Origin of the sequence: Parapedobacter sp. ISTM3 (assembly GCF_016533505.1) — a bacterium.
GTDB lineage: Bacteria > Bacteroidota > Bacteroidia > Sphingobacteriales > Sphingobacteriaceae > Parapedobacter > Parapedobacter luteus.
In genome coordinates this window covers 1-331 of sequence record NZ_JAENGN010000085.1, presented here as the reverse complement: position 1 = coordinate 331, position 331 = coordinate 1, and the positions used below count along the sequence as shown (strand labels likewise).

At 46.8% G+C, this 331-nt stretch carries 1 pseudogene; it reads left to right on the top strand.

The window, feature by feature from the left end:
* Positions 1-331, top strand: a pseudogene (locus tag JHJ32_RS22740) (conjugative transposon protein TraJ); the annotation flags it as partial.

Below are 331 nucleotides of genomic sequence, written 5' to 3'. Positions count from 1 at the left end.
TATGTTCTTTCCGACCATCGTTTTGGGAACCATCAATGCGGTATTAAGCCCAGTGGTAGTAGGGACCCACCAAATACTGGAAGACCAGGTGCTTGACCTGAACAAGCTGCAACAGCAGAAAGACCAGTTGGAATATGAGGCAATGGTAAGGAACCCCGAAACCGCCTATATGGTATCAGACGAAGAGTTTGATAAAAAACTGGACGAACTGGGATGGTCGCCCTCCGACATTGGAACAATGGCGGGTATGTATATGGACAGGCAAGCGTACAAGATAGAGAAAGCCATAAAGGATTGGTTTCGCAATCTACTGGAAATTCTCTTTCAGGCG